This window comes from Centipeda periodontii DSM 2778, from assembly GCF_000213975.1.
In the GTDB taxonomy this organism is placed as follows: domain Bacteria; phylum Bacillota; class Negativicutes; order Selenomonadales; family Selenomonadaceae; genus Centipeda; species Centipeda periodontii.
Map to the genome: position 1 here is coordinate 1,853,367 of NZ_GL892076.1, position 5,529 is coordinate 1,858,895.

A 5,529-nucleotide genomic window follows, 5' to 3' on the forward strand; every position below is an offset into this window, starting at 1 on the left:
GGATGATGGTGGCGTCAACGATTGTACCGCCGTGCATGATGAGTCCTGCGGCGTCCGGCCGCTCTTTCACGTCATCGAACATCTTGCGGGTGATGTCATGCTTTTCCGGCAGGTGTCGAAAGTGCAGGAGTGTCGTAGCATCCGGTGTCCGTTCGATGGAGAAGTCGATCTTCAGGAAGCGCTTCATGGCATAGCTGTCATAGATTGCATCCTCGATTCCCTCGTCCGAGAGACCGAACCGGTTCTGCATGAGATACATGCGCAGCATCGTTTCGAGCGTGATTAAGGAATCGCTGATAAAATGAAGTCCGTCAGATTGGCGTAGATTTTTTCGTCCGAACAAGGAGACAAACCTAACGCTGCAAGGGCTATGTGGAGGATTCTAGGGCACAGTGCGGGCAAAAAAGATACGTCAAGATGGCGTGGCTGAATTTATCAGTGCTTCCTTAACTTCCTGCCACTCTCTTTCTGGACGTAGAACGGCGCAATGAGTTCCATCCATTCTTTCCAAGGGATGATGGATTCCATGGCATCCGGAAAGGCTTCACGCTTTGTTGTTCTGTTACGGTTTGCGTATTCCATGTCTGTAAATGTTGGCTGCACCATTTTTGTCTCTCCCTCATCGTTTATTGTCTTTCCCTATTGTAATCTTTCGAGGCAGAGTTGCGCAACATAAGAATTTATCAGTGTTTCCCTAGAGGTTCATGCAATTTATGAGATCCCCCCATATGATAATGAACATCATATAGTAGGCGATCTCTCACCCTACTGCACGTGTTTTTAGAGAAGATTAGTATTCTGTTGCTTTCTTTAAAAAAGCCTTCACGTCATACATATTGATATAATCTCTATAAATAATTTTACGTAACTCATCTATCAAAGACTCGATAACAGTGTAGTTTTTACAACCTACAACAACGCATAAATAAGCCTCATCCTCTGCAGTATACTTTAGGAAAAAATCTTTGAAGACATTTTTCATAACTTTTTCTTTGTCAGGATGATGAATTAAAATATCAAGATCTGAAGTTTTTTTATTTATCTTCCCTAACGTATCTTTTACTTCTTTACTTGTCCATCGAAGATACTCACTTAAGTTACTAAATTCATCGAGTGCTTTATCAAATGTTTCTAAATTCGTAAAGCACGTGTGATATAATCGCTCACAGCCCGTGGTAGCCATGTAATAATCCGGTATGATAAATGGTGTTATCCCAAAGATATGGTCGATGAAATATTCAACTTTCTCATATGCCTCAATTCGCTTATCAAGGACTTTCTTATAGTAGTCGTCCTTATAACTCTTATTACTTAGTCTCCAATTCACAATTCCCGTGATTAGAGCCCCCAAGCAACTACCACCAAATGCGCTGGTAAGAATTGGAATGATTTGTTGATCCATAAAGTTCTCCTACAATTTCAATGAAATAATTGAGACCGTCGCAAATAGCGTATGTGGTTCCAAGAATAGTAGTCCCCCCGTAAAAAGTTGATTGATCAAAGAATTTTTTGCTCAAACTTTGCACCACTAAACAGGGCATTTTTCCAATAAAATCAATACGTCTAGCAAAAGGTAGCATAAGCTCTTCCCGATTGGTACAATAGAAATGCTGCAATCATACTCTACTAACGGTGGCTTATGTTATGAACAATATAACACAAAACAACCGACAGATGGTAGCCGTTTCTTAGAAAATAAAGGATTTCTTTGCTCTTATCGCATTGGCCACATCCTTCGCTGTGTAAATACTCGTAAAATTTCCACGGTATTGGTTGTCGTGGTCAAGCGTTTTTGTAACACGAGTGTCCAATAAACTTATGTTGAATACCTCGCTTCGAATGGCGTACGATAGCCGTTATAAGAATGCGGTCGTACATGGTTGTATATGGTATAAGCAAAATGCTCCACTGCGCGATAGAGAGATTCCTCATCTCGATACTCATGAAGATAAATTTCTTCGTTCTTCAGCGTATTGAAATAGCGCTCCATAGGGGCGTTATCATACGGGCATCCTGCCTTGCTCATGCTTTGCGTCAGATTGTGTTCCTCGCAAAAATCAGTGAACGCCTTCGATGTGTACGGGCTGCCCTGATCGCTATGAAGAATCAGACCGTTGCTTCTCTTTCGTTGACTGCTGAGTGCTTTGCCAAGCGTTCGGATTGCTAAATCGCTCGTCATACGACGATCTGTCAAGATTGCAACAACGCTGCGATCATACAGATCAATAATCGTACAGTTGTATCGGACATCGCCTCCTTTGAGAAATAAATAGGTAAAATCTGTTGTCCATTTCTGATTGATTTGTGTTGCCGTAAAATCTTGCTTGAGCAGATTCTCAAACTTCTTATGCTCTATGCCACCTTGATATCTCGGAGCTTTTTGCCGCACAATAGAGCGCAATCCCAGTTCTGTGTTCATGTACTTATGAACCGTCAGGGCAGAAAGCTCGATGCCTTTGCGCGCCGGATCAACCTGCATCCTGCGGTACCCGGCAACGCCATTGGTTTCATGGTATAGGGCTTGGATTTGACGCAGGATGTTCTGTTTTCGGGCATCTTCTTTTGCCCGCCTGTGCTTTCGGTAGTTGTAATAAGCATTCGGATAAATTCCCAAACGCCGCAGCAACCACCGGACGCCGAACAGATTCCGATGTTCATCGATGAATCGATATGCCTCTAGTCGATTCCCTTTGCGAAGAATGCCGCTGCTTTTTTTAGGAAAAGGTTTTCTTTGCGTGCATCTGCGAGTTCTTCGCGCAAGCGACGATTCTCCTTCATAAGCTCCAGATCGTTCCGGGCAGTCAGGTTCTTTGAGGCGTTTTGTTGGCATTCTTCGCTGAATTCTTTACACCATTTGCTGATGCTTGCTTTTGAGACTCCATACTCTGCTGTCAAGCTTTGGTATGTGCGTCCTTCTTCGATATAATGATGTTGTATAAATAAAGTTGACAACTTCTTCGCAAGGATTTTAGATAAAGTCAAAGAGGAGAAGGAGCGGTCAAAATGGCAGCAAACAGGCAATACGATCACGAATTTAAGGTGCAGGCAATCAAGCTGGCGCAGGAAATCGGTCAAGCGAAAGCCGCCAAAGAGCTAGGAATTTCCAAGAACACGATGTATACATGGACACGCGCACAACGTCTTGGATATTTGGATCTTGGGTGCGGCACGCAAACACCGCAGAGTGCCCTGAGGTTGCATGAGGAACTCGTACAGCTGCACGCCCGGCTCAAGGCACAGGATAAGGAAATTCGACGTTTGAAGAAAGAGAATGACTTTCTGGAAGAAGCAAGCGCTTTTTTCGCCGCGAGCCGTCTGAAGTCAACAAAAACGAACGTATGAAGTTTATTGCGTTCAAGACAGCAGACGGCGCACACAAAGGAAATATCAGTTTTTATTGCAGACTGCTCCATGTCACAAGACAGGGATTTTATCAGTATCTGGTGAGCAAAGACCGCCCCTGGAAATATCAGGAACTTGCCGATGCCATGATGCAGATCCATGCAGAGGATGAATGCAACGATACCTACGGAAGAATCCGCATGTATCAGGCACTCAAGATCAAGCAGCCAGAAGGCATCCATGTTCCGAGTGAACGCACCGTTTACCGCATTATGGAAGAGATCGGCTTAAGTCATCGTCCAACCATAAGCCGAACGGTATCACAAAAGCAGATCGGCAGGCACAGATCTCGGAGGATCTCCTACACCGTGATTTTCATGCCGACACACCGTTTTCCAAGTGTGTCACTGACATGACAGAGATTCCTGCGTGTGATGGAAAACTCTATGTTTCAGCACTCTTTGACTGCTATGACGTTGGGGGGCTCGGACTTTCTATGGATACGAATATGAGGGCTTCTCTGTGTGTGCAGATGCTTGATAACGCCATGATTTCCTACCCGATGCTAAGGGGCGCAATCCTGCACTCGGATCGCGGCAGCCAATATACGAGTCAGCTGTATCGGGAGGCAATCCAAAACTATGGAATCCGTCAAAGTATGAACAGTGCCGGTGGCCGCTGTCATGATAACGCGCGTTGTGAGAGTATGTGGGCACGCATGAAGTCGGAGCTTCTCTATGGACGCTATGACACAAAGAAAATGACAACCGAAGAATTGAAGGTTCTTGTTTGGCGATATTTCATGAGCTATTGGAACAACCGCCGGATCTGTTCCGCAAACGGCGGACTTCCTCCGATGGTGAAGCGGCGACAGTTCTATGACTCCATTGCCGCAACCACTTAAACGGTCGTTCCCTTGTGAGAAATTTGTCAACTGTTCTTGACAATATCATAAAGCCGGACGATCTGTTGCTTGAACTCTGGTTCATAGTGTTGTTGTGACAAGAATCGAATCCCCTTTCATTCGGTGTTTCCCATTACACATTCCTGTTACAACTTTAGTTTACCACAACACTCCTTGGGAGGGTGGAACGAACGAGAAACAGAACGCTCTCGTTCGCTACTTTATTCCGAAGGGCATGGATATGACCAATCTCACTGAGGAAGATGTACAACGTGTGGAAGATTGGATCAATACGCTACCACGCAAGATCCTAGACTACGAAACTCCGCAAGAACGCTTCGATACCGCCTTGAAAACTCTTCACACATAATTTTTGATTCTGTTGTACTCTACTGTTCGATTTGATATTGCAATTTAGGGCTATCACAATGAGCAGGTAAACAACAAATCCCTCCTATTATAGTGTTTATCCTATAACATGAGGGATTTTGCTTTCTTTTCTACTTTTTCGGAGCAACAATCTAAAATCAAGTAACAAGAATTTTCACTCATACGTAAGTTTTATTTTTCAAGTGGTTTTAATAGTTCTTGTATCCTATCCTCAGTAAAATTTTCATCCAAAATTTTAAATAAAATTTTTTCATAAACCTCAATGACAGAATTTAAAATATAATCCAGAACAAAAATTTTCTGTATAAGACAAACAAAATTACTCTCACAATTATCAAAACAAATTATATTTCCATGTAGCACTAAATTTCGCTCTTCATAAAGTTCATTACAAAATTCATGCAAAAAATCATCATCTAAATATTCTCTGACAGCGGATCGTTGTAATACATCTCTTATTCTTGTGCTTTCAAAATCACAATTATTTATATGATCGTGAATAACCCCTTGTTCTACATATACTTTTTCGATTTGATTAACTTCATACGAAAAGGCCCATAGCAACCCTTCTATCAAAGAAAAGAGAACGATCATAGCAGAATTCAATCTATTATCAGAAATATTGCCTAACAGCTCCCTTATTATCTCTTTTCTTTCCATAATAGGAGGGATTGGTGCTTCCATGTTTTTTTCAATACTTTTTTTTGCACATAAATATTGTTTTTTCCATGTATCCTCGCTATCGATTTTTTCACAAAATTCCTTGTAATCTGATATTGACATTTTTCTACTAAAATACCATTGACTTGTTATTTCCTCTCTGCCATCTAATATCATATCAAGTTCTGGAATAACCAAATAACTAGGATCATAAACAACATTTGCAATTGGTT

At 42.2% G+C, this 5,529-nt stretch carries 8 protein-coding genes and 1 pseudogene; 4 read left to right on the forward strand and 5 right to left on the reverse strand.

Going from position 1 to position 5,529, the window contains the following annotated elements; all coding sequences use genetic code 11:
• The 4 genes from HMPREF9081_RS08410 to HMPREF9081_RS08420 form a co-directional block, all read right to left on the reverse strand.
• The coding region (locus tag HMPREF9081_RS08410) for an IS5/IS1182 family transposase (RefSeq protein WP_006306729.1) at positions 1-268 on the reverse strand (268 nt) is incomplete at its 3' end.
• 167 nt (positions 269-435) lie between these two features.
• The gene (locus HMPREF9081_RS13915; protein WP_006306730.1) at positions 436-606 is read right to left on the reverse strand and encodes a hypothetical protein; all 171 of its coding nucleotides are present in this window, start codon (positions 604-606) and stop codon (positions 436-438) included.
• Positions 607-790: 184 nt separating this feature from the next.
• Positions 791-1,402: a hypothetical protein gene (locus tag HMPREF9081_RS08415; RefSeq protein ID WP_006306731.1), complete on the reverse strand. Its 612-nt coding sequence runs from the start codon at positions 1,400-1,402 to the stop codon at positions 791-793.
• A gap of 414 nt (positions 1,403-1,816) precedes the next feature.
• Positions 1,817-2,967 (reverse strand): IS3 family transposase gene (locus tag HMPREF9081_RS08420; RefSeq protein ID WP_154647345.1). Its coding sequence is split into 2 segments (ribosomal slippage): positions 1,817-2,724 and positions 2,724-2,967, totalling 1,152 coding nucleotides; the frame shifts between segments, so codons are not numbered across the junction.
• A 36-nt stretch (positions 2,968-3,003) separates the two neighbouring features.
• Between HMPREF9081_RS08420 and HMPREF9081_RS08430 the strand changes: the two genes are divergently transcribed.
• The 4 genes and pseudogenes from HMPREF9081_RS08430 to HMPREF9081_RS14840 all read left to right on the forward strand — a co-directional run.
• A complete protein-coding gene (locus tag HMPREF9081_RS08430; RefSeq protein WP_006306734.1) occupies positions 3,004-3,342 on the forward strand; it encodes a transposase in 339 nt (112 codons plus the stop codon).
• Positions 3,339-3,758 carry an IS3 family transposase gene (locus HMPREF9081_RS14545; RefSeq protein ID WP_006306735.1) on the forward strand — a complete coding sequence of 140 codons (420 nt, stop codon included), beginning with the start codon at positions 3,339-3,341 and terminating at the stop codon, positions 3,756-3,758. Before HMPREF9081_RS08430 ends, HMPREF9081_RS14545 begins: the two co-directional genes overlap by 4 nt.
• A complete protein-coding gene (locus HMPREF9081_RS14550; protein WP_006306736.1) occupies positions 3,755-4,246 on the forward strand; it encodes a DDE-type integrase/transposase/recombinase in 492 nt (163 codons plus the stop codon). The genes HMPREF9081_RS14545 and HMPREF9081_RS14550 overlap by 4 nt, the downstream gene beginning before the upstream one ends.
• Before the next feature lie 172 nt (positions 4,247-4,418).
• Positions 4,419-4,616, forward strand: a pseudogene (locus tag HMPREF9081_RS14840) (transposase); the annotation flags it as partial.
• Between the two features lie 191 nt (positions 4,617-4,807).
• Here HMPREF9081_RS14840 and HMPREF9081_RS08445 read toward each other — a convergent pair.
• Positions 4,808-5,529 (reverse strand): hypothetical protein (locus HMPREF9081_RS08445; RefSeq protein WP_006306739.1); only part of this gene is annotated, 722 nt, incomplete at its 5' end.